Raw genomic sequence first — 25,501 nt, 5'->3', positions numbered from 1 at the left:
ACACAGCGCGGACCATAGTCGCGCACTGGATCACAATGCACCCGGGCCAGGATAAAGCAGGAGGCGCGCCCGCGCTTTACCCCCCTCCCCCGGCGACGCCCAAGCAGGGCGCCCCGATGCCAGTCGGCGTCATCTGCTGGATGAGTTGAGCCATAACAAGACCCATAAGGAGCACACATTGTGTCAGCGCCGCGCAAATGCTGTGCCTGAGGGGAGAGGGAGAGGACAAACCATGCAAAACCCCATTGCGTTTTGGCGATGAAATAGTAATAGTTCTCACTTTCCTTTTTCCGTCCATCCCCCCGAGGTTCCAACAAGATGTTTCGTTCCCCCCTGGCAAGGCTGCTGCTGCTTGGTCAGCTCACCCTGATGAGCTGGATGGCACAGGCCGCCGCCCCCGTTGAAGTGGAAGATGTGATGGGCCGCAAGGTCTCACTGAGCCTGCCTGCGAGCCGCATCGTGCTCGGATTCTATCCCGAGGATTACCTGGCCGTGGCCGGTGAGGGGGGCGCCGATCGCCTGGTGGGCATGTCCCGTGGCTGGTTCGTCAAGTCACGCCCCGCCATCTGGTCGCTCTATGTCGCCAAAGAGCCGCAACTGGCCAAGGTGCCGGACCTTGGCAACGTGCAGGATCAGAGCTTCTCCATCGAGAAGACGTTGGCGGTCAAGCCCGATCTGGTGATCCTGGCCCAGTGGCAATACGAGGCCCTGGCCCCGGATCTGCCGCGCCTCGAGCAGGCGGGCATCCCTGTGGTGGTGGTGGACTACAACGCCCAGACCCTGGCCCGCCACATGGCGAGCACCCTGCTGCTTGGCAAACTGACCGGCCAGGAGGCCCGCGCCCGCAAGATGGCCGACGAGTATCAGGCCAAGATTGAGACCATCACCTCGCGCATCGCCCAGGCGAAACGTCAGCCGCCCCGGGTCTACATCGAGCTGGGGGACAAGGGCCCGGCCGAGTACAGCTACACCTATGGCAAGGACATGTGGGGCGCCATGGCGCTGCTGGCCGGGGGTGACAACGTCGCGGCCCCCTTCGTCGATCGCTGGGGCACCATCCATCCGGAGCAACTGCTGGCGAGCAAACCGGAGGTCATCCTGATGGCGGGCTACGAGAGCGTGAGCAGCGCAGAGGCGATGCAGGTCGGCCAGGACATCTCCGCCGAGACGGTGCGCCAGCGCCTGCAGGGCTTTGCCGCCCGTCCGGGCTGGCGCGATCTGCCCGCGGTGCAGCAGGGTCGCCTCTACGCCGTCTATCACGGCGCCACCCGCAGCATCATGGATGCCGCCCTCATCGAGTTCATGGCCAAGGCGCTCTACCCGGATTTGTTCGAGGATCTCGACCCCCTGGCCACCTATCAGGGCTTCTACCAGGCCTATCTGCCCATTCGCCCAGAGGGCACCTTTATGCTGGGGGTAAACCCGCCCCAGGCGAACTGAGTCCCGAGCCGCAGACCACTGCGGCTCGCGCTGCCGTCAAGGCAGGCAACGCCTTCGCCCTCGCTTGTTACCCACAGGGCGCTTCATCAAGAGCGCCCGCGTCAGGATGGTTATCATGAATGATTTGGCTGCCCTCCAGCAGACCCTCACCCGTCAACGGCAACGGGAACGCCGCCGCTGGCACTGGCTGGCGCTGCTCAGCCTGGTGCTGTGCATTACCCTGGTGCTCGACATCGCCACCGGCCCCTCCCTGCTGCCCCTTGGCGAGGTGATCGATGCCCTGATCGCCCCCGCCCAGGCGGACGCCATGACCCGCACCATAGTCCATGACATGCGCCTGCCCATCGCCCTGATGGCTCTGGTGGTCGGTGCGTCGCTGGGCCTTGGCGGCGTGCAGATGCAGACCCTGCTGGACAACCCCCTGGCCAGCCCCTACACCCTGGGTCTCGCGGCTGCGGCCGGGCTTGGCGCCGCATTGGCGCTCTATACCGGCGGGCTCGGGCTCCCTCCCCTGATTGCCATTCCGGCCGGGGCCTTCATCCTGTGCATGGTGGCCGCCTGCCTCTTGTTTGGCCTCGCCATGATGCGCAACGTCAGCAGCCAGACCCTGATCCTGGCGGGCATCGCCCTGCTGTTCCTGTTCCAGTCCCTGCTCTCCCTGCTGCAGTTTCTCTCCTCCCCCGAGCTCAACCAGCAGATCATGTTCTGGCTGTTTGGCAGCCTGATGCGCACCACCTGGGATGCCCTGGCCATCACGGCCGCCGTCACCCTGATCTGCACCCTGCTCATCTACCGGGACGCCTGGGCCCTCACCAGTCTGCGCCTCGGGGAGGCCAGGGCTCGGAGCCTGGGGGTCAATGTGGACAGGCTGCGCATGAAGACCCTGATCCTGGTCGCCCTGCTCACCGCCACCGCCACCAGCTTCGTCGGCATCATCGGCTTCGTCGGCCTGGTGGCCCCCCACATCGCCCGCATGCTGGTGGGGGAAGACCAACGCTTCCTGATCCCGCTCTCCGCCCTGTGCGGCGCCTGCATGCTGTCGGCCGCCTCGGTGCTCTCCAAATCCATCGTACCCGGTTCCCTCTTTCCCATCGGCATCGTCACCGCGCTCATTGGCGTGCCCTTCTTCATCTGGCTGATCCTCGGCAGGGGGCGTAAACGTGCTTGAGATATCCCGACTCTCCCTCTCCCTCGGCCAGCAGACCCTGCTGCGGGACCTCGACCTCACCCTGCACCCGGGTCAGGTCCATGTGATCATCGGCCCGAACGGGACCGGCAAGACCTCCTTGCTGCGCACCCTGTTTGACGAGCTGACCCCGGCCGCCGGCGAGATCCGCCTGGCCGGGCAATCGCCGCGCCAGATGACCCAGGCAAAATGGCGCCAGCAATTTGGCTACATGCCCCAGAACATCCAGCTGGAGCTGGATTTGAGCGTCATCGAGGTGGTGGTGCTGGGGCGCCTCGACAGCCTCTCCATGCGCCTCGCGGACGAAGACATACTGGCGGCCGGCCGCGCCCTGCAGGCCCTCGGCATCGCCCATCTGGCGGATCGCCCCCTTTACTCCTTGAGCGGCGGCCAGCGCCAGATGGTGCTGTTCGCCCAGGTGCTGCTGCGTGACCCCCGCATCATGATGCTGGACGAGCCGGTCAGCGCCCTCGACCTGCACCACCAGATGCAGCTGATGGAGCACCTCTGCCAGCAGACTCGGGCCCAGCAGTGGATCACCCTGGTGGTGCTGCACGATCTCAACCTGGCGGCCCAGTTTGCCGATCAGCTGATCGTGCTGGCGGGGGGCGATCTGCAAGCCTTCGGCCCCCCCGCCCAAGTGCTCGACGCCGACCTCATCGAGCGCCTCTATCAGGTGCCGGTGCAGATCAGCCACGATCAGAGCGGCATCCCCTTCCTTCGTACCGTGCGCAGACAATCATGATGGCCATTAGAGCAAGTGCCCCGAGCCGCAGCCCGCAGCATCGGGCGCGCAGGTCCCACACCCGGAGCAATGGAGCATGAGCCGCGCCTCCTACTGGCGGGACTGGCAGGGCATGAGCCCGGCCGCCCGCCTGCTCATCATCAATGGCCTGGCGTTCAACCTCGGCTTCTACATGATGCTGCCCTTCCTAGCCCAGCACATGGGCAGCGGCCTTGGCCTCGCCGGCTGGGCCTGCGGCCTGGTCATGGGGATGCGGGTCTTCAGCCAGCAGGGGCTTTTCCTGCTGGGGGGGACGCTCGGTGATCGCATCGGCTATCACCCCGCCATCGTCTGGGGTTGCCTGGTGCGATCGGTCGGCTTCCTGCTGCTGGGCTGGGCCGAATCCCTGCCCATACTGCTGCTGGCCGCCGCCCTGACCGGCTTTGCCGGGGCCCTGTTCACCCCCTGCGCCCAGGCCTATCTGGCCAGCGAATGCGGCACCCCGAGCCAGCGCCAGCGCGCCTTCGCCCTTCACAATCTCGCCAGCCAGGCGGGCATGCTGCTCGGCCCCCTGGTCGGCCTGACGTTGACCCAGCAGAGCTATGCCCTGACCGGGCTCTTGGCGGCCAGCCTGTTCGCCCTGCTGGGGGTGCTGCAGTATCGGGTGCTGCCCAAACGCCCGGTGGCCAACCAGACTCCACGCGGCGCCATTCTCAGTCAGTGGGGTGCCATCGTGCGCCAGCGCCCCTTCATGATGTTCACCCTGCTGGCGGGCAGCTATCAGATCCTGTTCCACCAGCTCTATCTGGCCCTGCCCGCCCATATCCAGAGCCTGCCGGACGCCACTCACCTGCTCGGCGGCGTCTTCACCCTCTCGGCGGTGATCGGCGTCCTGCTCCAGCTGCCGGCATCCCGCCTGGTGGAGCGCCGCCTGGGGGTACCGCTCGCCATGGGGCTCGGCATCAGCCTGATGGGGCTGAGTTATCTGGCCCTGCCGCTGCTCTCCCCCTGGCCGACGGCGGGGGTATTGGCGCAGGTGGCCCTGCTCTCCTTGGGCTCCATCCTCTGCTTCCCGCTCTTTGCCGCCCAGTTGCCCCGCTACGCCCCCCCAGAGCAGCTCGCCAGCTACTACGGCTTCTATGCCAGCGCCGGGGGCTGCATGGCTCTCTTTGGCAACCTCTTCATCGGTTTTATGCTGGGGGACGCAGGCACCCGCCCCGCCACCGCCATCTGGCTGCTGCTGGCCCTGGTCGGCTTGCTGGCCGGGTTTGGCCTCTACACCCACCTCAGAGCAGCCGTGACCGCCGGCGCCACCTCTTCCCCGTGATGAGCACAACAACATGCTCATGGCCCTCCATGAAGATGGGCGAGCCGCAGGAGATGAGGCAGATCCCAGCCCCGAACAGCTGGGCTCAGCGATAGAGCGTTCTCCTGGCGTCAAGATCCCATGCTCTGCGCCTTGAAAAAAACCACCGCCCCGAATCGGGGCGGTGGTTTCTCTTATCTGCTCAACCGATGACCATCATGACATGGTCGTCGGGGGCTAGTGTTCTGCCGCTTCCGGCTGGGGGGCTTCGGTGCGTTCCCGCTGCAGCTCATCGACCCTGGCTTGCCACTTGTCATGGGCCTGCTTTTGCCCCTGTGACTCAAATTCCTGGCGCATGGTGTCGATTTGTTGGTCAAGTTTTTCCATCAGGATGTCTCCTTACATCTCGGGTTACACACTGGCTGACGGCTCTGCCCATATCAATGAAGCTGGCCAACCTACTCCCCCGATTGGACACCGAACCTTCCTCGATTGTCCAACTAAATAAACGATTGATTATGCAAAAACCAATCTAAAAAATGAACAAAAGCCTCTTGTGAGGCCCTTGATTTCATCCCTGAACCACACCAGAGGAAAGATTAATACTCCATATTTATCAATACATTAATCATAATTCATTCAGTTGCCTGACCCGCCCTCTCAGCGGCCTCTGGCTATGCACATTTTTTTCACGCAGCACCTCTCTGACATCCATGGCCAACCCACGAAGAGGCGCATTAAACATCGAATTAATGGATGGTAAGTTAGATTATTAATCAAAAAAATAGATGGACTGCGACCAAAAAACGCTCTTGCATGGCGCCATGCCATCTCATGGATCACGGCTCCCCTCGCCAAGGGAGAGCCTGCCTCCCCATTCCGGGAGACGCGCCGGTTCTGGTGGCCAAGAGGTTGTCGATTGCGACCCTATCTCGTACCATGGCCGACCATTGCGACTCACCTCTGTGGCCTGTTCTGCGAGGAGTGGCCAATCGACACCGAATGGATACCGCCTCCGATGAAAATTCTGATCTATGGCTCTGCGCTGGCCGCCGCCCTTGCCGCCGTGCCCGCCCTCGCCTCCGGCGACGGGGATGGCTGCCGCTTCTGGCTCACCGAGTGCCCGCTGCCCGCCTACCCGCTCTATCTCAATGACAACGACACCAAGGGCAATCTGCTGATGCTGCTCGCCGACCGGCAGCGGATTCCCCTCCCCTTCACCCTGCCGGCGGATCCGGTCAACGAGCGGGACAAGCCTCTCTTCTCCCTGATGCGCCTCCCCCAGCCAGAGGAGGTGGAAGACCCGGCGCTGCGCGAGCAGCTGGGCAGCAGGCTGGCCGCCCATGATCCCTCGCTCCCCCCGCTGCTCGAGCCCTACGCGGGCCGCGACTCCCTCTATGGGCACGCCATCTCCAACTCCCTCTCCTCGGTCAGCGCGTTTCTGGACGCCCTCGAGCAGAGCGAGGTAACCCCACAGCAGCGGGTGCCCCTGCTGCGCATGCGCCTGCTGATCCTCGGTCGGCAGGCCATCCCGCAGGAGGACGGGGTCGAGATGAGCGCCGCCGCCCGGGAGTGGCGCGACTATCTGCAGGCCGCCCAACACTTCTACGACGGCCGGTTTGACGAGGCCCGCGCGGGTTTTGCCGCCTTGCAGCAAGCCAGGGCCCCCTGGGTGGCCGAGAGCGCCACCTACATGGTGATGCGCACTGAGATCAACCTGGCGATGAAGGAGGCAAAAGACGAATACGGCGGCGAGGATGTGCGCAAGAGCGACAAGGCCGCCCTTCGCCGCGCCATGACCCAGGGTCGGGCCTATCTGGCGGCCTACCCGCAGGGGCGCTACGCCAGCTCGACCGAGGGGCTGTTCAGGCGCATCCAGTGGATGTCGGGGGACTGGTCTGCGCTGCGCGATGCCTACGCCGAAGCCATGGCCACTACCCGCAGCCTGCCTGCGCTGGAGGCCCTGGTGAACGAGATCGATCTCGCCCTGCTCAGTGCCGACGCCTATCGAAACGCCCCCGTCTACCAGGATAAAACCCAACCGGACCTGCTGTTTGCCAACGCACTGCGTGGCCTCAGAACCAACTATGACCAGAAACGCCATTGGAGTGATGCGCAGCTCGATGCCGCCATCACACAGTTGCATGAAGCGGGTAACACGCAAGAGGCCACCTATCTGCACGCCTACGCCCTGCTCCTGGACAAGGAGTTTGAGCAGGTGCTGACCCTGCTGCCGGCGTCGCCGGAACCGGATGTTTCGACCCTCGCCTTCAGCCGCCAGATCCTGCGGATCTGGGCCTGGCAGGGCATGAAGGCCTCTGACAAGGCCGAGCAGGCCTTGCTGGCGCTGGTGGCCTCCCCCCTTGGCAAGGCCCAGCAGGCGTTCGTGGAGAACCTGCTGGCGGATCACTGGGTGCGCACCGGCAACACGGCGGCCATCTTCCAGCCGGGCAGCCCCATCACCCAGCTGCGCATCCGCACCGCCGTGCTCAAACAGGCGGCCGATCCCGCCCTCTTGCGCCAGCAGGTCAGGCATGGCCCGAGCGCGGCGGAGCGCCAGATTGCGCTCCATACCCTGCTGGTGCGGGATCTCATCGCCAGCGACCCTGCCACCTTCTTGCAGGATCTGGCCCTCATTCCCGCCGATCACAAGGAGGTCGCCCCGCCCGCCGACGCCCCCTGGCAGCCCGTGCCCAACGGGGATGTGCGCCTCTCGGCGTTCCAGTGGAGCGGGGAAGGGACGCCCCAGGGCTACCACTGCCGGGATCTGGCCCAGACCCTCGGCACCCTGGTGCAGCGCCCCGAGGATGGCCATGCCCTCAACTGCTTCGGGGAGTACTTGCGCCACAAGAATCCCCATATCGACCCGTGGCAGGATAGCGAGATGATCTGGGGGTTGGCGCAAGAGGAGAGCGTCACGGCGCCGAGTCGGCTCGCCCTCTATCAGGCCGTGATGGCCAACCCCAAGGCGGAGCCCGAGGACAAGAGCTATGCCCTCTATCGCGCCATCCAGTGCTATGCCCCCTCCGGCTACAACGGCTGTGACAGCCAGGAGATCCCCAAGGGCACCCGGCAGGCCTGGTTCAATACCCTCAAGCAGCGCCATGGCAACTCGGTGTGGGCCAGATCCCTCAAATACTACTGGTGAGCCATGAGCAGACGCCTTGAACGCTCCCTGCTGGCGCTGCTGCTGGCGACCCTGGCCGCCCCCCTTGAGGCAGGGGTCGATGCCGGCGCCTATCAGGCATTCTGGCTCTGGTCCGCCACCCGCCCCCAGCCGGTCCTGGCGCAGGCGAGTACCCTCTATCTGCATCAGGGGGAGATATTGGGCAGGCCCGCCGGCCCCCGCTTTGTCAAGCTGGGGAGTGTCCCCTCCCCCATCAGGGCAGAGCAGCTCTGGCTGGTGGTGCGCGTCAATGCGCTGCCCCTCACCCGAGATCACGAGAAGGTGCTGGTGCACCTGTATGAGGCGTGGCGCCGGGCGGGCGCCGGGGTGACGGGGATCCAGATAGACTTCGATGCGGCCACCCATCGACTCGATCGGTACGCCGACGCCTTGCAGCGCCTCAGGCAGGTGTTGCCTGCCGGGTGCAAGCTCAGCGTGACGGGGCTGCTGGACTGGGCCAAGACGGGGGACCTGGCAGAGCTCAATCGCCTGCCGGTGGACGAGCTGGTGATCCAGACCTATCAGGGCAAACACACTGTGCCTGGCTATCAGGCCTATCTGCCCGCCATGCTCCAACTAACCCTCCCCTTCAAAGTCGGGCTGGTGCAGGATGGCGACTGGGATCCCGCCTGGCAGGCAACACTGGCCACCTCCCCCCACTACCGGGGGGAGGTGGTCTTTTTGCTCAATCCGTGACATGGGGCCCCCTCACAGCGGGTGGATGTCCTCTATCTGGGGATTGAGAGCCAAGTGGAGAAGGCTATGATGGCCGCCCATCCACAGCGGGTCTCATCATGACAACAGAGCGCACCACCCAACCCCTAAGCGAAATTCATCGCTGCGACCAATGCGGCGAGCGCACCCGCCATCTCGTGGTGCTGGTCGCCCGCGATCACACTCAAGACATCATGCCCAAGGAGCCGCGCAAGGCCTTCTGGCAAGCCTTTCGTGCCAGCAGCATCACCCACTGGGCATTCGGTGACACGCTGGCCTACCAGACCCCCCATGTAAGGCACCTGATCTGCGAGCGCTGCGGCGAGAAGTTTCTCGAGTATTGAGCCCTGATCCCAGTGAGGCGGGTGTTATCTCCCCCATGGCCCATGGGCCTGGGCCCCTGTGGTACACTCCGCCATCCCCTGTTTTTGGTAGGCATGCGATGAAACCTGATCGTCCCCGTCTCTCCCTCTCCGCCCGCCCTGAGGCAGGCCGCGCGGCCCGCGGGCCCGCCCCGGCGCGTCCATCCCAACGCCGGGAAACGCAGCCCCCTGAGAGAGTCAACGAGCGCAAACCAGCCCCCGCCCCGGCGGATCGCAAGCTGCTGCTCCTGAACAAGCCCTATATGGTGCTGTGCCAGTTCACCGACGAAGGGGGGCGCGAGACCCTCAAGGATTACATCACCGAGCCCGGCATCTATGCCGCCGGCAGGCTGGACCGCGACAGCGAGGGGCTCTTGCTGCTCACCAACGACGGCCAGCTGCAGGCACGCCTCACCCAGCCGGGGGAGAAGACCCCCAAGACCTACTGGGTGCAGGTGGAAGGGATCCCCGATGAAGCGAAGCTGGCGGCCCTGCGCGCCGGGGTGGTGCTCAACGACGGCATGACCCTGCCTGCCGGGGCGCGCATCATGAGTGATCCCGCTGTATGGCCGCGCAACCCGCCCATTCGGATGCGCAAGGCGATCCCCACCTGCTGGCTGGAGATAAAAATCGTGGAGGGGCGCAACCGCCAGGTGCGGCGCATGACAGCCCATATCGGTCACCCCACCCTTCGCCTCATCCGCTACGCCATCGGCGACTGGACCCTGGATGGTCTGGCGCCGGGGGAGAGCCGCGCCCTGACCAGCCAGGAGATGCCCTCCCCCGCCCGCCCCCCTCGCCCGGGGAGAGCCTCGCCAGGCAAGGCGCCAGCCAGAAGAGCAGCCCGCTCCGGGGCGAGCGACAAGAGCGGTAGCGGGGCGGACGGCAAGGGATCCGGGCGCGCCAGCGCCCGCCGCCCGGCCCGCAAGATCTGAACCCGGGCATGACAAAGGGGGCCCTGGCTATGGCGGGGCCATGGCGAAAAAGGGGCGCGGCGCATCTCTGGCCAAGGCGTTATCGCGGCCTGCCCCTTGCCTGAATCCATTCGGGCACGCCAACATGGGAAAGCGACGGCAAGGGCGCCCTCGGATCCCAGGCGGCGAGGCGGTGTATGACAGGCTGCGGGTGACAAGCCGGGCCGAACCCCCGATTATCGAAGCGAACTCAACTAACCCCCGGCACCGCGTTGTGCCCATCAGCAGGAGCCTTGTTATGGATCACCACTATCTGCCCGCCCGCCTCACGGTCGCCGCCCTGGTGCACTGGCAGGGACGCTTCCTGCTGGTCGAGGAAGAGATCCGCGGCGAGCGGCGCTTCAACCAGCCCGCCGGTCATGTGGAAGCAGGGGAGACCCTGATGGAGGCGGCCCGGCGCGAACTCAAAGAAGAGACGGGGCTTTGCGCCACCCCCAACGCCTGGCTCGGCAACTATCTGTTCAAACCCGCCGACAGCGAGGCCACCTTCCTGCGCACCGCCCTGGTGTTCGATCTGACCGAGGCGCCAGGCCAGCACCTGCCCGAGGATCCCGACGGCGACGTGCTCGCCTGCCACTGGTTCACCCTGGCCGAGATAGCAGAGCGTCGCCCGGCCCTGCGCAGCCCGTTGGTGTGGCAGTGCATCCAGGACTATCTGGCGGGTACCCGGTTGCCGCTGTCGGCGCTCCAGGCCTTCATCCAGGGCAGCTAGCCCCTGGCCCGGGGCGTTGGCAAGGGTCAGCCCTGCCGTTCTTGCCCGCCCCCTTGCCGACGATCGAGGCAAACGATTGCCGCGAAGGCGCGACCATGGCGCGGGACAAATGTGATATGTGACCGGGGCGACGAAACTCTGTTAGAATACGCCCCGTTTAAACGAACTGGTAACGACACTCAATGACAGATAACAGCCAAATCAAGGTGATCGTCGGCATGTCCGGCGGTGTGGACTCTTCCGTCTCGGCCTACCTGCTCCAGCAGCAGGGCTATCAGGTCGAAGGCTTGTTCATGAAGAACTGGGAAGAGGACGACACGGACGAGTATTGCTCTGCCGCCCAGGATTTGGCTGACGCCCAGGCGGTCTGTGACAAGCTGGGGATGAAACTCCACACCATCAACTTCGCCGCCGAATACTGGGACAACGTGTTCGAACACTTCCTGGCAGAGTACAAGGCGGGGCGCACGCCGAACCCGGATATCCTGTGCAACAAGGAGATCAAGTTCAAGGCGTTCCTGGAGTTTGCCGCCGAGGAGCTGGGGGCCAGCTACATCGCCACCGGTCACTATGTGCGCCGTGACGACAGCACGGGCCGCCCGCGCCTGCTGCGCGGTCTCGACAACAACAAGGATCAGAGCTACTTCCTCTATACCCTGAGCGAAGCCCAGGTGGGTCAGAGCCTGTTCCCGGTCGGGGATCTGGAGAAGCCGGAGGTGCGCCGCATCGCCGAGCAGCTCGACCTCATCACCGCCAAGAAGAAGGACTCCACCGGTATCTGCTTTATCGGCGAGCGCAAGTTCAAGGACTTCCTGGCGAAGTTCCTGCCCGCCCAGCCCGGCCCCATCGAAACCGTGGACGGCAAGGTCATCGGCGAGCATCAGGGCCTGATGTATCACACCCTGGGCCAGCGCAAGGGGCTCGGCATCGGCGGCATGAAGGATGCGACCGAAGAGGCCTGGTACGTGGTGGACAAGGAGGTGGAGCGCAATACCCTGGTGGTGGCGCAGGGGGATCACCCCCGCCTCTACTCCGATGGCCTGATCGCGAGCCAGCTGCACTGGGTGGATCGCACCCCCATCCGCGAGCCGCGCCGCGCCACCGTCAAGACCCGCTACCGCCAGCAGGATATCCCCTGCCTGATCCAGCCCATCGACGATGAAACCATCCGGGTCATCTTCGACGAGAAGCAGGCTGCGGTGACCCCGGGCCAGTCCGCCGTCTTCTACGACGGGGAAGTGTGCCTGGGCGGCGGCATCATAGAGCAGCGTTTCAGCCATCCGGTTTGAATCCTCAATAGAAGGCAGCAGACGTGAGCGACAAATTTCAAGGCCGGATCATGGCCTGCCACGGCATCGGCCGGTGAAAAAACAAAACAGGGCTGTGAAGCTATGGCCGACAAATTCCAGGCCGGGTCATGGCATCGGCCGGTGAATGTACAAAACAGGGCTGTGAAGATATGAGCGACAAATTTCAAGACAGAACCATGGCCTTTGCCGGCATCTGCCAGGCGGCCTATCTGGTGCAGAAGGTGGCCCGGGATGGCAGCTGTGACGAGGCCGCCCTGCGCGAGAGCCTGCAAAGCATACTGGTGACCGACCCCAAACAGCCCCTGGAAGTGTTCGGCAGCCACCTGGCCATTCGTGACGGGTACCGCGCCCTGGTGGAGCAGCTGGGGGCCGACGGCAGCCAGAAGAATGCCGAGCTGACCCGCTACGTGGTCAGCCTGATTGCACTGGAGCGCAAGCTGGCCAAGCGCAAGGACATCCTCAACATGCTGGGGGAGCGCATCGGTCAGATCGCTCGCCAGCAACAGCATTTCGATCTGCTGGACGAGCAGATCCTGGCCAACATGGCGAGCATCTACAGCGATCTCATCAGCCCCATCGGGCCGCGCATCCAGGTGGCAGGCACGCCGCTGTTCCTGCAGCAGCCCCTGGTGCAGCACAAGGTGCGCGCCCTGCTGCTGGCGGGCATCCGCGCCGCCGTGCTCTGGCGCCAACTGGGTGGCAGCCGCACCCAGATCATCTTCGCCCGCAAGAAGATGGTGGAACTGGCCAAACGTTTTTAATGTTCCGCTCACGCCCTGCCCCCAGGGCGTGAGCCGATGCTAACCCCCCACACACATCAGGAGTTCACCCCCATGGAGTTGTCAGCGCTGACTGCCGTATCCCCGATCGATGGTCGCTACGGCGACAAGGCCGATGCCTTGCGTCCTATCTTCTCTGAGTTCGGTCTGCTGCGTTTTCGCGTCGAGGTAGAAGTGCGCTGGTTGCAGAAACTGGCCAGCCACGCCGGGATCCCGGAAGTCCCGGCCCTGAGTGCCCAGGCCAACGCCCTGCTCGACGAGATCGTCAGCGGCTTCAGCGAGGCGGATGCCGCACGCATCAAGGCCATCGAGCGCACCACCAACCATGATGTGAAAGCGGTGGAGTACTTCCTCAAAGAGAAGGTGGAAGTGACCCCTGAGCTGGCCGCCGTCAGCGAGTTCATCCACTTCGCCTGCACCTCGGAAGACATCAACAACAACTCCCACGGCCTGATGCTGAAAACCGCCAGGGACCAGGTGATCAAGCCTTACTGCGACAAGCTCATCGGCGAACTCAAGCGCCTGGCCGCCGAGTACCGCGACATGCCGCTGCTGTCGCGCACCCACGGCCAGCCGGCCACCCCGAGCACCATGGGCAAGGAGATGGCCAACGTCGCCTACCGTCTGGAGCGCCAGCTCAAGCAGATCATGGCGGTCGAGATCCTCGGCAAGATCAACGGTGCCGTCGGCAACTACAACGCCCACCTCAGCGCCTATCCGGCCGTGGACTGGCACCAGTTCTCCGAGGAGTTCGTGACTTCGCTGGGCCTGACCTGGAACCCCTACACCACCCAGATCGAGCCCCACGACTATATCGCCGAGCTGTTCGACGCCCTGGCGCGCTTTAACACCATCCTGATCGACTTCGACCGTGACGTCTGGGGCTACATCTCCCTGGGCCACTTCAAGCAGCGCACCATCGCCGGCGAGATCGGCTCCTCCACCATGCCCCACAAGGTCAACCCCATCGACTTCGAGAACTCCGAAGGCAACCTGGGTCTGGCCAACGCCGTGTTCCAGCACCTGGCGAGCAAACTGCCCATCTCCCGCTGGCAGCGTGATCTGACCGACAGCACAGTGCTGCGCAACCTGGGTGTGGCGGTGGGTTACTCCCTGATTGCCTATCAGGCGACCCTCAAGGGCATCTCCAAGCTGGAAGCCAACGCGGACGCCATGGCTGCCGATCTGGACGCCAACTGGGAAGTGCTGGCCGAGCCCATCCAGACCGTGATGCGCCGCTACGGCATCGAGAAGCCCTACGAGAAGCTCAAGGAGCTGACCCGTGGCCGCCGCGTCGACGCCGAAGGCATGCGCACCTTTATCGACACCCTGGAACTGCCCGAGGACGTGAAGGTGGAGCTCAAGAAGCTGACCCCGGCCAACTACATCGGCGACGCCCAGCGTCTGGTGGATCTGCTGAAATAAGCCGATAACCTGATACACGGGGGCCCTGTGCAGCTGTTGCCACAGGGCCCCCGCTCTTTTCAAGCACCCGACAGGCCTTGCCCAAGCCCGCCTTGGGCAAGCCCTCTCACAAGATACGAGAAGCACCATGTACCAACTCAATCTGGATATCGCTCACTTCCTCGAGCACTACTGGCAGAAGCGCCCGCTCCTCATCAAGGGGGGCTTCAAAGACTTTCAGGATCCCATCAGTCCGGACGAGCTGGCGGGGCTGGCCATGGAGGACGTTATCGAATCCCGTCTGGTGACCCGCTTCAACAACCAGTGGGAGGCGTCCCACGGCCCCTTCGAGTCTTACGATCACCTGGGGGAGGAGAACTGGACCGTGCTGGTACAGGCCTGCAACCACTGGGCCCCCGAGGTGCACGAGCTGGCGCTGCCGTTCCAGTTCATTCCGGGCTGGCGCTTTGACGATGTGATGGTGAGCTTCTCCACCCCCCACGGCGGCGTCGGCCCCCATATCGACAACTACGACGTCTTCATCACCCAGGGCCAGGGCAAGCGCCACTGGCGGGTCGGCGATGCCAAGCCCCTCGGCGAGTTTGCCGCCCACGCCGCCCTGCTGCACTGCGAGCCGTTCGAGGCGATTATCGACGCCATCATGGAGCCGGGCGACATCCTCTACATCCCGCCCGGATTCCCCCACGAGGGCTACGCCATCGAGCCCTCCCTCAACTTCTCGGTGGGCTTTCGCGCACCTGACGCCAAGGCGCTCATCTCCTCCTTTGCCGATCACCTGATCGACAACGATCTGCGCACCGAGCGTTACGGCGACCCGGACCTCCAGCCTCGCGCCCGTCACGGCGAGATCCAGCCCCACGAGCTGCACCGCCTGCGGGAATTGATGCAGCAGGCCCTGGATGACGAGACCCTGTTCAAGGAGTGGTTCGGCACCATGATCTCCGAGGCCAAGCACGATCTGGACGTGAGCCCCATGGAGCCCGACTACGGCGCCGACGAGGTGGCCGATCTGCTGAGTCAGGGGGAGCCCGCCATCAAGGTGCCGGGGCTGCGCAGCGTCTGGTTCAGCGGCGAGAGCCGCACCTGCTACATCGACGGCGAGGCCTGGACTCTGCCAAGCGAGGATGCGGCCGCCATTTCCCTCTTGTGCGACAAGGACATGATCACCCAGGCCGACATGGTGGAACTGGCCGATCAGGCGGGTTTCCTGCAACTGCTGACCCGCCTCATCAACCGCGGTTACTGGTTCTTCGGCGACTGATCCCTGCGAGATGACAGAGACGAAAAAGGCGCCTGATGGCGCCTTTTTCACGGGCCAGGATCAGGCCTCTTCCGGCATCTCGTCAAACAGCGGATGGTAGAGAACCTCCCCCTGCAGGCCCGCCAGGCCTCCCGCTTGCAGCTCCATGGCCATAAAGTGCTCACTCGGCACCTCATAGCAGCAGTGCAGACCGAACTCGCTGGCGGGACGAAAGCCGAACCGGCCGTAGTAGGCGGGATCGCCGAGCACCACCACCGCCTTCCAGTCCATCTCCAGCGCCGTGTCCAGCCCCTCGCGGATAAGCTCCGAGCCTATGCCCTGACCCTGCCAGTCGGGATGCACCGCGACCGGGGCCAGGCCCAGCCAGGGGCCCTCCTGCCCATTGATGGTAACGGGACTGAGCAGCAGGTGGCCCATGAACTCATAGTCCTCCTCCTCCACCTGGGTCACCACGGCGGCGCCACACTCGCGCAGGCGATTGACCAGCTCGGCCTCATCGTGACGGCCAAAGGCGGCACTCACCAGTTCATAGACCGGCAGCATGTCGCCGGGGCGCTCGGTTCTCAGCATAAGACAGACTCCTGATACAACTTGCCGCCATTATTCCATATAACCGCCGCGGCGCCGGCACGGCTTTGTCGAGAAATGGGAGCCTCGCCCCAGGAAAACGATTGAGCGCCATGGACGCCGCGCCTCAGCCCTGGCTCCCGGGGGCGGCCAGCCGCCAGTGGCGCACCAGGCAATCGGGGCGAGACGCCAGGGCGCTCACCCCCAGATCCACCATGCCCAGCTTGGCCATCACCCGACCCGAGGCCAGATTGGCCGTCATGTGACAGGCGTTGATCTCGGGCAAGCGGGCGCGGCCAAAGGCAAAGTCGCGCACCAGTCGGGCGGCCCGGGTCGCCAGCCCCCGATGTTGCCAGGGCAGCCCCACCCACCAGGCCAGGCTGCCATCCTGGCCGAGGGAGAGGGTACCCACCGCCTCCTCGCCTCCTTCGTCATCCAGGGTGATGGCCCAGCTCCAGCCCTGCCCCAGGGCCTGCCTGCGCCAGCACAGGCGCAGCCAGTCCAGGGCCCCCTCATCGGGGTAAGGGTGGGGGATGTTGAGGGTATACCGGCTCAGGGCGGCGTCCCGGCAGTAGCGGCGGATCCAGGTCTCGTCCCCCGGCAGCAGGGGGCGCAGCGTCAAGCACGCTGACGAGGCAAGGCTCGGGGGTGACGGGGACGAAGTGGTGACTTCATTTGGGGTCGGCGTGAGCGAAGCGCTCACTTCGCTCAGGGTGGGGATGGTCAGGCGCTTGGCCAGCAACCGGGTCAGGGCCGGTCCCAGAGGGTCCCCTGGCGCCAGCTCCTGATCCCCAGCGCCCGGCCCCAGGGTCAGCAGCCCCAGCTCCCGGGCCAGTACCTGCAAGGAGAGGGAGCCGCTCAGCAGGATCTGCCGGTTCGGCGGCTGCGCCTCCTGGGCATGGGGGGCCGGGGCCAGCCAGTCGGCCAAGAGCTGGCTGGCCTCGAGCCAGCCATCTGGCTCACCACCTGGGGGGATGGCAGGGCCCTCTCTGTCTGGGCGACCCAGCAGCCACCAGCCATGGCCAGCCTGGCGCCAGCGGGCCAGCACCGGCAGCCAGTGGGGGGCGAGCAGCTCGCCATCGAGCAGCAGGCGCAGAGGAGAGAGCCTTGGCCAGGCGGCGGCCTTGTGAGCGGTCACTTGGCCTCAGGGCGCCAGTCTGTCTATCTGCCAGCCTGATCCTTCTCGCCGATAGAGGAAGCGGTCATGGAGCCTGTGCTCACCCCCCTGCCAGAACTCCACCGTGTCGATCACCACCCGGTAGCCACCCCAGAAGCTCGGCAGCGGCACCTCGCCATTGGCAAATTTCTGCTTGAGCTCGAGAAACTTGGCCTCCAGCACACCACGGGCACTGATGCGGGACGATTGCTGGGAGACCCAGGCCGCTATCTGGCTATCCTTGGGACGGCTGTGGAAGTACTTCATCACCTCCAGCGTGCCGAGCTTCTCCACCCGGCCCGTCACATGCACCTGTCTGTCGAGCATGTGCCAGGGGAAGAGCAGGCTGATGCGGGGGTTGCCCGCCAGCTGGCTCGCCTTGCGGCTGCCCATGTTGGTGTAAAACAGCATGCCGGCGTCGTCGAAGTGCTTGAGCAGCACGGTGCGCTGCCAGGGCTGCCCCTCGCCATCGACGGTCGCCACCACCATGGCGGTGGGATCGGAGAGCCTGGCCTCGCAGGCCTGCCCCAGCCACTTCTCGAACAGGGCCAGAGGCTCGGCGGGCAGATCCGCCCGGTGCAGCCCCCCCTTGATGTACTCACGGCGCAGATCGGCAACATCCATCATCTTGTTTTTCCTTCTTTATTTTTCCCATTCCCCGCCCCCATGGCGACGGGCATGTTCTGGCTGGCATTGTGCGACGAGCCCGCCCTCGCCACAAGCCTCAACTGCGAGGGGAGGCCCATGGCCTCCCCTCGCAGTTGAGGCTTGTGGCGGCGTCACTCCCCCTCATCGGCCGGGCAGATGAGTCAGCCGCTGACTGGCCTCTTTCTCCAGCGGCGCGCCATGACGACCTTATTTGCCCTCATCGGGCGGACAGTGGCCGAGCATCTGGCGGTTGTACTCGGCGGCGAACTCGGTCAGCGCCTGCTGCCTGGCCTCTTCCCCCGGCCTGACCATGTCCACCAGCCCCGTCAGATAGCGTATGCCGCAGCGGGCCTTGGCGGCCTGCTGCTGCTCCGCCGCGATGCCCGGCGCCATCTGGCCTCGTCCGGCCCGGATGATGAGGCGGTGATCGCCCCGTGCCAGGTGCTCGTCCAGAGCCTGGGCCAGATCCGGCACGACGACCTCTGGCACCGTCATATCAGGCTGGGCAACCCCCTGGGAGCTGGCATCGGCCTGGCAACCGGCGAGCAGGAGGAGCCCCAGGGGCCAGAGGGCCCTCATCGGGCCCCCCAACGCCGGGCGGCGCCCCCCAGGGCGAGCAGCAGCAACAGCCAGGGGCTGGCACTACCGCCGCCACCGCCGCCCCCATCCCCGCTCGAATCGACGATGGGCGTCGTCGGCGTGACCGGCTGGCTGACGCTGCCTATGGTGCTGCCGCTGCCCGCCAGCCGCAGCCTGGGGCTCATGGAGAAGAAGATGTTGTCGCTGCAGCTCAGCTTCAGTCGTCCCTGATCCGAGGCGGGCAGGGTGGGCAACAGCAGAGTGGCGGCGCCGCTGTTGGCGATGCCGCTCGCCAGCAGGCTCCAGGATTGGCCATCGTCGGCGCTCAGCGCCACGTCCACCTTGCCACAGGAGATGGGGGCAAACTGGCTGCCCGCCACCTGCCAGGCGATGGCCAGGGACTGCTGCTCCGCCAGGGTGCCATCCAGGGGGGCGGTCAGCCTGAAGCCTGAGCCGGTGTTGACCACCTGCACCTGCATCTCGTCGCTGACGACCCCGCCCTTGCCGTCGCGGGCCGTCAGGCGAAAGTTCAGGGTGCGGTTGGTGGTCGGCCAGGCTTCTCCCTTGGCCAGGGTGCCGCTTTGCAGGGAACTCAGGCTGGGCAGGAGCCGCTGGCTGGAGGAGCCGGGTGCCACGAAGGGGAAGATGGGGCGGCTGCCGTCATCGACCATGGTGGCCAGGCTGCTGGAGGCGGTGCCCAGATCGATCTGCTCCCAGTTGTAGGTCAGGCTGTCGCCATCGAGATCCGAACCGCTGCCGCTGAGCAGGAAGGGGGTGTTGGCCGGGATCACGTAATCCTTGCCCGCCGCGACCTGGGGCGCATTGTTGCTCAGCGCCTCCCCCGTGCCGCAGTTGGGGTAACGGGCCATGTGGACCCGCATCTGCTCGATGGACTTGCTGTGGAAATAGGCCAGGCTGCGACTGCCCAGGCTCTCCTCCCCGCACAGACCGGCATAGCCCATGATGGAGCTGCCGCTGCCCGGCTCCCAGGCCTGGCTGGCGCTGCGGCTGCCGCTGCCGCAATCCCCCGTGGTGCCGTTGAAGGTGTGCTCGGCCCCCAGCTGATGTCCGAGCTCGTGGGAGACATAGTCGATGAAGAAGGCATCCCCCACGGGATCCGAGGCCCCCGTCACCCCCTGGGATTTGGCGTTGGAGAGGCACAGGCTACCCACCACGGCCAGGCCCCCTCCCCCTGTGTTGAGCACATGACCGATATCGAACGCAGTGCCCCCCAGGGCCCCCGCCTGCACCGACTGGTTTTTGGTCATGTCGCTGCTGTCATTGCTGAAGGGGTCGGTGGCGGGATCCGTATAGATGATGAGGTCGTTGTTGGGAATGAGCTGGAAGTTCACCCCCAGATCCCGCTGGTAGACCTCGTTGACCCGGTTGAGCAGGGTGGCGATGGCCGCCAGGGCGCCGGCCTTGGTGCCGTTGTGATACTGGGTGTACTCCCCCGTGGCCGAGATGGCAATGACATAGCGCCTGCGCTCGTTGCCGCTCACCAGCACGGCCCGGGCGGCGGCCAGGGGCTGACCCAGCACCTCGTCGGCCTGCTGATCCAGCGGAGTCAGGGCGTCGCGCTGATCGTACACCACATAGCCGAGCCCATCGGCCAGGGGATCGACGAAGATGAGCCGACCCTGATGGCGGAACATGCCGTGAAAGCCGAGGGGCCCCAGCTCGAAGCGGCCGGTATCGCGCCCATCCTGCAGGCTCTGGCCGCTGAAGGTGAGGATCTCGGGATACCTGGCCGCCAGCGCTGCCGGCAGCAGATCATTGGCCGTCAGGGTGAAACCGACCTCGCCCCCCTCCGGCAGGGGCAGCATCAGGGTGCGGGCGCCATCGGCCAGCGCCGTCAGCTGGCCGCCGACCTCCTCAACCTGGCGAAAGGCCCGGGCCCGCACCTGCACGCCGGCGTCCTCCTGGCCCCTGGCCGCCAGGGTATGCCAATGGGGCGTCGACTGGGCCCACGCCTGGCCACAAAACAGGGGTATGCATAACAGAAGCATTCGCATCGACATCATCTGGATATCCTTATCGTCTGTGCCCTGGGCGAGCGCCAAAGGCGGCTGCGCCGACAAATAACGGGATCATGGCCGTTTATCAGGGGTGCGGCAAGCACCGCGGTTGCGCCAATCTGGTCTAACCCCTATCATTGCGCGGATTTCTTCGGCCAAGGTTAATCTCATGCTCAAGTCCCCACTGTTGCCCCGTTTCGGGGATCTGGTTGATGCCATTCTTGACGACGTACTGACCCAGGGTCTCACCCTGGACAGAGCCTACGCCCGTCATTTTTCCGGCATCGAACTCAAACCCCAAGAACAGGCAAGGATTGCCCTGGTCACCGGCGATCTGCTGCGTCGCCTCAGCCTCTACTGCAACCTGTCCGGCATTCAGGTGCGGCAGGCGGCGAAGAACGTCTGGCCGCTGCTGCTGGCCTGGCATGCGTTTCACAAGATTAGTATGCCCAACCACCCCAGTCTGGATCGCTTCAATGAAGAGGCATTTCGTCGCCGTCTGACCGAGGCCAAGAAGAATCCGGTGCTGATGGATGGCTGCCCCAGCTGGCTGGAGAAGCTGGGCAGCGAGCAGCTGGGGGACGCCTGGCCTGCCGAGCGCGCCGCCCTGGCCTGGATGCCCAAGCGCTACCTGAGGGTCAACCCCCTCAAATGCACCCGGGAGCAGCTGCAAGCCGCCCTGGCCAAGGAGCAGGTCAGCACCATCCCGGTCGAGGGAGTGGCGTCCGCCCTGCAGGTCACCTCCGACGCCGCCCTGTTCCGCACCAAGGCCTTCGCCGATGGCTGGTTCGAGCAGCAGGATGCCGGCTCCCAGCTGGTGGCCGCGGCCCTCGACGTCAAGCCCGGGATGCGGGTCATCGACGCCTGCGCCGGTGCCGGCGGCAAGACGCTGCACATCAGCGCCCTGATGGAGGGCAAGGGTCGCCTGCTCGCCATGGACGTGGAAGAGTGGAAGCTGGAGAACCTCAAGCAGCGCGCCCGCCGCGCCGGTGCCCACAACGTGGAGACCCGGGTCATCACCAGCAGCAAGACGGTCAAGCGCCTGAAAGAGAGTGCGGAGCGGGTGCTGCTGGACGTGCCCTGCTCAGGCCTCGGCGTGCTCAAGCGCAACCCGGATGCCAAGTGGCGCGACACCGCCGAGCGACTGCCCGTGCTGATGGCGCTGCAAGAAGAGATACTGCAACGCTACAGCCAGATGACCAAGGTCGGCGGCATGCTGGTCTATGCCACCTGCTCCATACTGCCGGCGGAAAACCGTCAGCAGGTAGACAAGTTCCTCGCCGCCAACGAGCACTTCCGCCTGCTGGATGACCATAACGTCAGCCCGAGCCAGACCGGCTTCGACGGCTTCTACATGGCCCGCCTGGAGCGCATCGCCTGATGCCTGAGCCTGAGCCCAGGGCAGCACAAGCCGCAAAAAAGGAGGGGAGCCACTGGCTCCCCTCCCTTTTTATGCTGGCAACATCCACCGCGCCGCGCCCTGAGGCCGCGCAAGGGATCCGCCTTATTCGGCGGCGGCGTCGTCCTGCTTGTGCTTCGCCGCCACTTCCTTGATCAGGGTCTGCAGCTCGCCCGCCTGGAACATCTCGATCATGATGTCACAGCCGCCGACCAGCTCACCTTCGACCCACAGCTGGGGGAAGGTCGGCCAGTTGGCAAACTTGGGCAGCTCGGCGCGGATGTCCGGGTTCTGCAAGATGTCCACATAGGCGAAGGGCTCGCCGCAGGACATCATGGCCTGGGAGGCCTGGGCAGAGAAACCGCAGCTCGGAAGCTTGGGGGACCCTTTCATGTAGAGAATGATGGGGTTCTCGGCCAGCTGCTGTTTAATCTTTTCAATAGTTTCCATAGGTGCCTCACTAGAGCGATTTCGGCGCTCATTCTACTGCAAAGTCCGCCGACCACAAACCGGCAAACCGCAAAGCCGCTGTTTATCTCTTCCTCAATACCGGACGGCTTGATCTCGATCATGGCAAGAATCAAGAGTTGTGACGCCATCTTTGATGCTGTTACAATCGTTCGGCCCATTGGGCGCCCGTCCTGGCCATGCGAGGACGCTTGCCCAATCACGTAAAATGATGCTTTTCGCCTGAGAAAAGCCGATGCAATGTCTTGCAACCGTCGCTTTCGCACGGCCAGCCAATGGAGAGTAGAAAATGGCTTTCGAACTTCCCGCTCTGCCCTACGCAATCAATGCTCTGGAACCGCACATCTCCCAGGAAACCCTGGAATACCACCACGGCAAGCACCACAACACCTATGTGGTCAACCTGAACAACCTGGTGCCGGGTACCGAGTTTGAAGGCAAGTCTCTGGAAGAGATCATCAAGACCTCCACTGGCGGCATCTTCAACAACGCCGCCCAGATCTGGAACCACACCTTTTACTGGCACTGCCTCTCCCCGAACGGTGGCAACGAGCCGACCGGCACCCTGGCCGACGCCATCGCCAAGCAATTCGGCTCCTTCGCCGAGTTCAAGGATGCGTTCACCAAGTCCGCCATCGGCAACTTTGGCTCCAGCTGGACCTGGTTGGTGAAGAAAGCCGACGGCTCCCTGGCCATCGTCAACACCTCCAATGCCGGCTGCCCGCTGACCGAAGCCGGCACCACGCCGCTGCTGACCGTCGACCTGTGGGAGCACGCCTACTACATCGATTTCCGCAACCTGCGTCCCAAGTACATGGAGACCTTCTGGGCTCTGGTCAACTGGGAATTCGTGGCCAAGAACCTGGCTGCCTGAGTCGCCGAGTCTTGCTGACAACACCCCGCACTGCGGGGTGTTTTGTTATGCAAGGCCGCGACCCCAAGATGAAAGAGGCGCCCGCGGGCGTAATGCCGATCAGTTAAGGATCCATTGACCGATCCTCCTGATGTGTAAAAATCCGAAACCTGTTGATTTGGTTTCGGATTCTTTATGCGTATCGAACAGGCTCTCGACTTCCTTCACGCCCGCAATATGGCCCAGTTTGAGTCACTCTCTGACCTCATTCCCCCCGCGCTCATCACCTCCCTGCTCGGCGAAGAGGGCGTCGCCACTCTGCGCCGTCGCCGCATGCCCATGGAGCGCCTGGTCTGGGCCATCATCGGCATGGCCATCTTCCGCAACGTCCCCATGACCCAACTGGTCAATCAGCTCGATATCCTGCTGCCCGGTGACCGCCCCTTCGTCGCCCCCAGCGCCTTCCTGCAAGCTCGCCAAAAGCTTGGCCACAAGAGCATTGAGCGGCTGTTTCACGAGACTGCCACAGGTTGGCACCAGCAGGCCAATCACCCCGGCTGGGCCGGACTGCAACTGCTCGCCGTCGATGGCGTGATGTGGCGCACGCCCAATACCCCGGACAATGCCGCCGCCTTTGCCAAGCCCGGCACCCAGCATGGCGAGACCGCCTATCCCCAGGTGCGCATGCTCTGTCAGATGGAGCTGACCAGCCATCTGCTGGTTCAGGCCGTGATGGAGAGTTGCGCCGTCAACGAGATGGCGCTGGCCGAGCAGCTCATCGAGCGCACACCGGACCACTCGCTGACCCTGTTTGACAAAGGCTTCTACTCCCTTGGCCTGCTCCACGCCTGGCACACCACCGGCAGCGAGCGGCACTGGTTGCTGCCGCTCAAGAAGGGCACCCAATACGAGGTGGTACGCAAGCTGGGGCGCCAGGATGCGCTGGTGCAGCTCAAGACCAGTCCGCAGGCGAGGAAGAAGTGGCCGCAGTTGCCAGAGGCAATAGAAGCCCGCTTGCTGACGCGCACTATCAACGGCAAGGAGCGCCAAGTGCTGACCTCGATGGTCGACCCGATGCGCTTCCCGGGGGCTGACATCGTGGAGCTGTATGGCCATCGCTGGGAAATCGAACTGGGGTATCGGGAGATGAAACACAGCCTGCAGCAGCACAGACTGACCCTGCGCAGCAAGAAGGCGGCGGGGATACGGCAAGAGCTGTGGGGCGTGCTGCTGGCGTACAACCTGCTGCGTAGCCAGATGGTGAAGATGGCGGCGAGCCTGAAGGGATACACGGCGAGTCAGCTGAGTTTTCACATGGCGTCGGTGTACCTCATCCATGAACTGAGCTGCATGCCGTATGTGTCACCGGGGAATATCCCGGGGCGGGTGGCGGAGCTGGAGAAGCAGGCGGGGCAGTTTGTGCTGCCGGCACGAAGAGAGCGAAGTTACCCTCGCTGCGTGAAGCCAAGACCACAGAAGTACAGTGTGAAAAAAGCCAATAAAAACAATGCCAGTCAGCCTTAACTGACTGGCATTACGCCCGCGGGCGCCTCTTTCTCTTTCAGGAAGAAGGGGGAATCACTGGTCGATCTCGTCCAGATAGTCGTCCAGATTGCCTTCATCCTGATCGCCACCGCGGGCGTCGCCCCCCTCGCCGAACGTCGCCTTGCGCCCCTCGACCTTGCTCTGGCCGTATTGCAGGTAGAGACCCTTGGTGAAGGCATAGGGGTCGAGGGAGTTGTCCACCACTCGCTCCTGATCGATGAGCTTGGAGCGAGTCCCCACTCCGTCCAGGGCCCAGTGCACCACCTTCATCGGGAAGGTCAGCAGGGCATAGGGGAAGTAGAGGGTGTCGATGGTGTCACCAATCAAGTCCCGGGTGGTGGTCGGGCCATAGATGGGGAACATCAGATAGCCCCCTTCCCCGATGTCGGCGCGGCCGATGAGGGTACTCATCTCCAGCATGTTGCGCTCCAGCCCCAGGTGTTTTGCCACGTCGAAGATGCCGAGCAGGCCGATCGTGGTGTTGAGGGTGAAGCGGCCCAGGTTGGTGCCGGCGCCGGACAGATCGCCGCTGATCAGGTGGTTGACCATGCTGCTCGGCTCATCGAAGTTGTTGACGAAGTTGTCTACCCCCTCCTTGACGCTGTCCGGCACATAGTCCGCATAGCTGTGGATCACGGGACGGGCGACATAGGGTTCCAGCACGTCGAAGTTGACCGCCCACATGGCGCGGTTGACGCCCTGGAAGGGATCCTGGGGATCATCGGCCGTGCTGGTGGCCCCGGGGGCGCTGTGATTGCTGAGCCCCAGATCCAGGCTCTGTGGGCCCGGTTTGGGAGGTCCGCCGGCACAGCCACCGAGCAGCAGTGCCAGAACCCAGGCTCCAAATCGTATTTGCATACTGATTTACCTTGAGAAAATCACTTTGAACAGTGTGATGATTATAAGCGG

The 25,501-nt window shown here is 64.5% G+C and carries 24 protein-coding genes; 16 read left to right on the top strand and 8 right to left on the bottom strand.

What is annotated here, in order from left to right:
* Positions 1-318 precede the first annotated feature (318 nt).
* The 4 genes from ACLHZ1_RS05760 (at position 319) to ACLHZ1_RS05745 (ending at position 4,677) form a co-directional block, all read left to right on the top strand.
* Entirely contained in the window at positions 319-1,440 is a 1,122-nt protein-coding gene (locus ACLHZ1_RS05760; RefSeq protein ID WP_427261312.1) for an ABC transporter substrate-binding protein, read from the top strand.
* A 115-nt stretch (positions 1,441-1,555) separates the two neighbouring features.
* A complete protein-coding gene (locus ACLHZ1_RS05755) occupies positions 1,556-2,608 on the top strand; it encodes a FecCD family ABC transporter permease (protein WP_427261311.1) in 1,053 nt (350 codons plus the stop codon).
* On the top strand, positions 2,601-3,371 hold the full coding sequence (locus tag ACLHZ1_RS05750; protein ID WP_427261310.1) for an ABC transporter ATP-binding protein: 771 nt from the start codon (positions 2,601-2,603) through the stop codon (positions 3,369-3,371). The genes ACLHZ1_RS05755 and ACLHZ1_RS05750 overlap by 8 nt, the downstream gene beginning before the upstream one ends.
* A 76-nt stretch (positions 3,372-3,447) precedes the next feature.
* Complete coding sequence (locus ACLHZ1_RS05745) at positions 3,448-4,677, top strand: MFS transporter (protein ID WP_427261309.1); 1,230 nt, start codon at positions 3,448-3,450, stop codon at positions 4,675-4,677.
* 216 nt (positions 4,678-4,893) lie between these two features.
* Here ACLHZ1_RS05745 and ACLHZ1_RS05740 read toward each other — a convergent pair whose 3' ends face one another.
* A complete protein-coding gene (locus ACLHZ1_RS05740) occupies positions 4,894-5,043 on the bottom strand; it encodes a hypothetical protein (RefSeq protein WP_427261308.1) in 150 nt (49 codons plus the stop codon).
* Positions 5,044-5,674: 631 nt separating this feature from the next.
* Between ACLHZ1_RS05740 and ACLHZ1_RS05735 the strand changes: the two genes are divergently transcribed.
* The 9 genes from ACLHZ1_RS05735 to ACLHZ1_RS05695 all read left to right on the top strand — a co-directional run bounded on the left by ACLHZ1_RS05735 (position 5,675) and on the right by ACLHZ1_RS05695 (position 15,359).
* Entirely contained in the window at positions 5,675-7,804 is a 2,130-nt protein-coding gene (locus ACLHZ1_RS05735; RefSeq protein ID WP_427261307.1) for a hypothetical protein, read from the top strand.
* Positions 7,805-7,807: 3 nt separating this feature from the next.
* Complete coding sequence (locus ACLHZ1_RS05730; RefSeq protein ID WP_427261306.1) at positions 7,808-8,518, top strand: DUF3142 domain-containing protein; 711 nt, start codon at positions 7,808-7,810, stop codon at positions 8,516-8,518.
* A 98-nt stretch (positions 8,519-8,616) separates the two neighbouring features.
* Positions 8,617-8,880, top strand: coding sequence for a hypothetical protein (locus ACLHZ1_RS05725; protein WP_427261305.1), 264 nt, complete (start codon positions 8,617-8,619; stop codon positions 8,878-8,880).
* A 98-nt stretch (positions 8,881-8,978) separates the two neighbouring features.
* Positions 8,979-9,833 (top strand): pseudouridine synthase, encoded by an 855-nt coding sequence (locus ACLHZ1_RS05720; RefSeq protein ID WP_427261304.1) that lies wholly within the window; start codon positions 8,979-8,981, stop codon positions 9,831-9,833.
* A 277-nt stretch (positions 9,834-10,110) separates the two neighbouring features.
* Positions 10,111-10,584, top strand: a complete 474-nt coding sequence (locus tag ACLHZ1_RS05715) for an NUDIX hydrolase (RefSeq protein WP_427261303.1) — start codon at positions 10,111-10,113, stop codon at positions 10,582-10,584.
* Between the two features lie 182 nt (positions 10,585-10,766).
* A complete protein-coding gene (gene mnmA, locus ACLHZ1_RS05710) occupies positions 10,767-11,873 on the top strand; it encodes a tRNA 2-thiouridine(34) synthase MnmA (RefSeq protein WP_427261302.1) in 1,107 nt (368 codons plus the stop codon).
* A 170-nt stretch (positions 11,874-12,043) separates the two neighbouring features.
* Positions 12,044-12,655, top strand: a complete 612-nt coding sequence (gene hflD / locus ACLHZ1_RS05705) for a high frequency lysogenization protein HflD (RefSeq protein WP_408797349.1) — start codon at positions 12,044-12,046, stop codon at positions 12,653-12,655.
* Positions 12,656-12,727: 72 nt separating this feature from the next.
* On the top strand, positions 12,728-14,098 hold the full coding sequence (purB, locus tag ACLHZ1_RS05700; protein WP_427261301.1) for an adenylosuccinate lyase: 1,371 nt from the start codon (positions 12,728-12,730) through the stop codon (positions 14,096-14,098).
* Positions 14,099-14,225: 127 nt separating this feature from the next.
* Positions 14,226-15,359 (top strand): JmjC domain-containing protein, encoded by a 1,134-nt coding sequence (locus tag ACLHZ1_RS05695; protein WP_427261300.1) that lies wholly within the window; start codon positions 14,226-14,228, stop codon positions 15,357-15,359.
* 60 nt (positions 15,360-15,419) lie between these two features.
* Here the strand turns inward: ACLHZ1_RS05695 and ACLHZ1_RS05690 are convergent, their stop codons facing one another.
* The 5 genes from ACLHZ1_RS05690 to ACLHZ1_RS05670 form a co-directional block, all read right to left on the bottom strand.
* Positions 15,420-15,929: a GNAT family N-acetyltransferase gene (locus tag ACLHZ1_RS05690; RefSeq protein WP_408797353.1), complete on the bottom strand. Its 510-nt coding sequence runs from the start codon at positions 15,927-15,929 to the stop codon at positions 15,420-15,422.
* A 124-nt stretch (positions 15,930-16,053) separates the two neighbouring features.
* Complete coding sequence (locus ACLHZ1_RS05685) at positions 16,054-17,064, bottom strand: GNAT family N-acetyltransferase (RefSeq protein ID WP_427261299.1); 1,011 nt, start codon at positions 17,062-17,064, stop codon at positions 16,054-16,056.
* A gap of 6 nt (positions 17,065-17,070) precedes the next feature.
* Positions 17,071-17,709: a pyridoxamine 5'-phosphate oxidase gene (gene pdxH, locus ACLHZ1_RS05680; RefSeq protein ID WP_427261298.1), complete on the bottom strand. Its 639-nt coding sequence runs from the start codon at positions 17,707-17,709 to the stop codon at positions 17,071-17,073.
* A gap of 228 nt (positions 17,710-17,937) precedes the next feature.
* Positions 17,938-18,309 (bottom strand): hypothetical protein, encoded by a 372-nt coding sequence (locus ACLHZ1_RS05675; protein ID WP_427261297.1) that lies wholly within the window; start codon positions 18,307-18,309, stop codon positions 17,938-17,940.
* Complete coding sequence (locus ACLHZ1_RS05670) at positions 18,306-20,318, bottom strand: reprolysin-like metallopeptidase (RefSeq protein WP_427261296.1); 2,013 nt, start codon at positions 20,316-20,318, stop codon at positions 18,306-18,308. Before ACLHZ1_RS05670 ends, ACLHZ1_RS05675 begins: the two co-directional genes overlap by 4 nt.
* Positions 20,319-20,496: 178 nt before the next feature.
* Here ACLHZ1_RS05670 and ACLHZ1_RS05665 point away from each other — a divergent pair, with 178 nt between their 5' ends.
* On the top strand, positions 20,497-21,708 hold the full coding sequence (locus tag ACLHZ1_RS05665; RefSeq protein WP_427261295.1) for an RsmB/NOP family class I SAM-dependent RNA methyltransferase: 1,212 nt from the start codon (positions 20,497-20,499) through the stop codon (positions 21,706-21,708).
* A 123-nt stretch (positions 21,709-21,831) separates the two neighbouring features.
* Here the strand turns inward: ACLHZ1_RS05665 and ACLHZ1_RS05660 are convergent, their stop codons facing one another.
* Positions 21,832-22,176, bottom strand: coding sequence for a Grx4 family monothiol glutaredoxin (locus ACLHZ1_RS05660; RefSeq protein WP_408797359.1), 345 nt, complete (start codon positions 22,174-22,176; stop codon positions 21,832-21,834).
* Positions 22,177-22,483: 307 nt separating this feature from the next.
* Between ACLHZ1_RS05660 and sodB the strand changes: the two genes are divergently transcribed.
* Both sodB and ACLHZ1_RS05650 read left to right on the top strand, forming a co-directional pair.
* Positions 22,484-23,068, top strand: a complete 585-nt coding sequence (sodB, locus tag ACLHZ1_RS05655) for a superoxide dismutase [Fe] (protein ID WP_427261294.1) — start codon at positions 22,484-22,486, stop codon at positions 23,066-23,068.
* Between the two features lie 174 nt (positions 23,069-23,242).
* On the top strand, positions 23,243-24,571 hold the full coding sequence (locus ACLHZ1_RS05650) for an IS4 family transposase (RefSeq protein WP_427261293.1): 1,329 nt from the start codon (positions 23,243-23,245) through the stop codon (positions 24,569-24,571).
* 54 nt (positions 24,572-24,625) lie between these two features.
* Here the strand turns inward: ACLHZ1_RS05650 and ACLHZ1_RS05645 are convergent, their stop codons facing one another.
* The gene (locus tag ACLHZ1_RS05645; RefSeq protein WP_427261292.1) at positions 24,626-25,450 is read right to left on the bottom strand and encodes an MlaA family lipoprotein; all 825 of its coding nucleotides are present in this window, start codon (positions 25,448-25,450) and stop codon (positions 24,626-24,628) included.
* Positions 25,451-25,501: the final 51 nt, after the last annotated feature.

The sequence above is a fragment of the Aeromonas sobria genome, assembly GCF_050266975.1.
Lineage (GTDB): Bacteria > Pseudomonadota > Gammaproteobacteria > Enterobacterales > Aeromonadaceae > Aeromonas > Aeromonas sobria_B.
Note: the sequence above shows the minus strand (reverse complement) of the source record. Positions and strands in the feature narration are given on the sequence as shown.

What these genes read in the sequence shown, in the direction of transcription:
- ACLHZ1_RS05745 (WP_427261309.1), top strand. Translation starts at nt 3,448, where the DNA reads ATGAGCCGCGCCTCCTACTGGCGGGACTGGCAGGGCATGAGCCCGGCC.
- ACLHZ1_RS05735 (WP_427261307.1), top strand. Translation starts at nt 5,675, where the DNA reads ATGAAAATTCTGATCTATGGCTCTGCGCTGGCCGCCGCCCTTGCCGCC.
- ACLHZ1_RS05675 (WP_427261297.1), bottom strand. Translation starts at nt 18,309, where the DNA reads ATGAGGGCCCTCTGGCCCCTGGGGCTCCTCCTGCTCGCCGGTTGCCAG.
- ACLHZ1_RS05695 (WP_427261300.1), top strand. Translation starts at nt 14,226, where the DNA reads ATGTACCAACTCAATCTGGATATCGCTCACTTCCTCGAGCACTACTGG.
- ACLHZ1_RS05690 (WP_408797353.1), bottom strand. Translation starts at nt 15,929, where the DNA reads ATGCTGAGAACCGAGCGCCCCGGCGACATGCTGCCGGTCTATGAACTG.
- hflD (WP_408797349.1), top strand. Translation starts at nt 12,044, where the DNA reads ATGAGCGACAAATTTCAAGACAGAACCATGGCCTTTGCCGGCATCTGC.
- ACLHZ1_RS05740 (WP_427261308.1), bottom strand. Translation starts at nt 5,043, where the DNA reads ATGGAAAAACTTGACCAACAAATCGACACCATGCGCCAGGAATTTGAG.
- ACLHZ1_RS05730 (WP_427261306.1), top strand. Translation starts at nt 7,808, where the DNA reads ATGAGCAGACGCCTTGAACGCTCCCTGCTGGCGCTGCTGCTGGCGACC.
- purB (WP_427261301.1), top strand. Translation starts at nt 12,728, where the DNA reads ATGGAGTTGTCAGCGCTGACTGCCGTATCCCCGATCGATGGTCGCTAC.
- ACLHZ1_RS05725 (WP_427261305.1), top strand. Translation starts at nt 8,617, where the DNA reads ATGACAACAGAGCGCACCACCCAACCCCTAAGCGAAATTCATCGCTGC.
- ACLHZ1_RS05665 (WP_427261295.1), top strand. Translation starts at nt 20,497, where the DNA reads ATGCTCAAGTCCCCACTGTTGCCCCGTTTCGGGGATCTGGTTGATGCC.
- mnmA (WP_427261302.1), top strand. Translation starts at nt 10,767, where the DNA reads ATGACAGATAACAGCCAAATCAAGGTGATCGTCGGCATGTCCGGCGGT.
- pdxH (WP_427261298.1), bottom strand. Translation starts at nt 17,709, where the DNA reads ATGATGGATGTTGCCGATCTGCGCCGTGAGTACATCAAGGGGGGGCTG.
- ACLHZ1_RS05720 (WP_427261304.1), top strand. Translation starts at nt 8,979, where the DNA reads ATGAAACCTGATCGTCCCCGTCTCTCCCTCTCCGCCCGCCCTGAGGCA.
- ACLHZ1_RS05645 (WP_427261292.1), bottom strand. Translation starts at nt 25,450, where the DNA reads ATGCAAATACGATTTGGAGCCTGGGTTCTGGCACTGCTGCTCGGTGGC.
- ACLHZ1_RS05650 (WP_427261293.1), top strand. Translation starts at nt 23,243, where the DNA reads ATGCGTATCGAACAGGCTCTCGACTTCCTTCACGCCCGCAATATGGCC.
- ACLHZ1_RS05670 (WP_427261296.1), bottom strand. Translation starts at nt 20,318, where the DNA reads ATGCTTCTGTTATGCATACCCCTGTTTTGTGGCCAGGCGTGGGCCCAG.
- ACLHZ1_RS05660 (WP_408797359.1), bottom strand. Translation starts at nt 22,176, where the DNA reads ATGGAAACTATTGAAAAGATTAAACAGCAGCTGGCCGAGAACCCCATC.
- sodB (WP_427261294.1), top strand. Translation starts at nt 22,484, where the DNA reads ATGGCTTTCGAACTTCCCGCTCTGCCCTACGCAATCAATGCTCTGGAA.
- ACLHZ1_RS05760 (WP_427261312.1), top strand. Translation starts at nt 319, where the DNA reads ATGTTTCGTTCCCCCCTGGCAAGGCTGCTGCTGCTTGGTCAGCTCACC.
- ACLHZ1_RS05755 (WP_427261311.1), top strand. Translation starts at nt 1,556, where the DNA reads ATGAATGATTTGGCTGCCCTCCAGCAGACCCTCACCCGTCAACGGCAA.
- ACLHZ1_RS05715 (WP_427261303.1), top strand. Translation starts at nt 10,111, where the DNA reads ATGGATCACCACTATCTGCCCGCCCGCCTCACGGTCGCCGCCCTGGTG.